This is a genomic window from Anaerotignum faecicola, from assembly GCA_024460105.1.
In the GTDB taxonomy this organism is placed as follows: domain Bacteria; phylum Bacillota; class Clostridia; order Lachnospirales; family Anaerotignaceae; genus JANFXS01.
In genome coordinates this window covers 1-391 of sequence record JANFXS010000566.1, presented here as the reverse complement: position 1 = coordinate 391, position 391 = coordinate 1, and the positions used below count along the sequence as shown (strand labels likewise).

Here is a 391-nt window from a genome sequence, read left to right as displayed (position 1 = left end):
AGTTCATGGGCGGCATGCATGGGGGTTGTTCCGGAAAAGCCATGTCCCGGCTCACCACAATTTCCCCCGTCCCGCTTCATCCGTTCAATGGTGCGACAGCAGGTTGCTGAGGGAGTATTGATGATACGGCAGAGAATTCCCCGCGACTTTAAGATTGCTGCCGCACGCGTTACGGTTTTTAAATTAGCCGTAGGAACGATGTCATCCAGCTGCTCATCGTATAAGTAACAGGGAAAAGAGGTGACACCCGCAATTCTCACATGGGGATACGAACCAACGATACGATCCGCCAGTTCTTCCAGGGTATTTAAATGAAAACCGGCTGTCTGCCCGGAATAAATCATATCACCTTCACCATACACCCGCAGCAGAATTTCCTGTATCACGCCCA

The 391-nt window shown here is 50.9% G+C and carries 1 protein-coding gene; it reads right to left on the bottom strand.

Going from position 1 to position 391, the window contains the following annotated elements:
* On the bottom strand, positions 1-391 hold a 391-nt coding region (locus tag NE664_15420), incomplete at both ends, for a YhfX family PLP-dependent enzyme (protein ID MCQ4728022.1).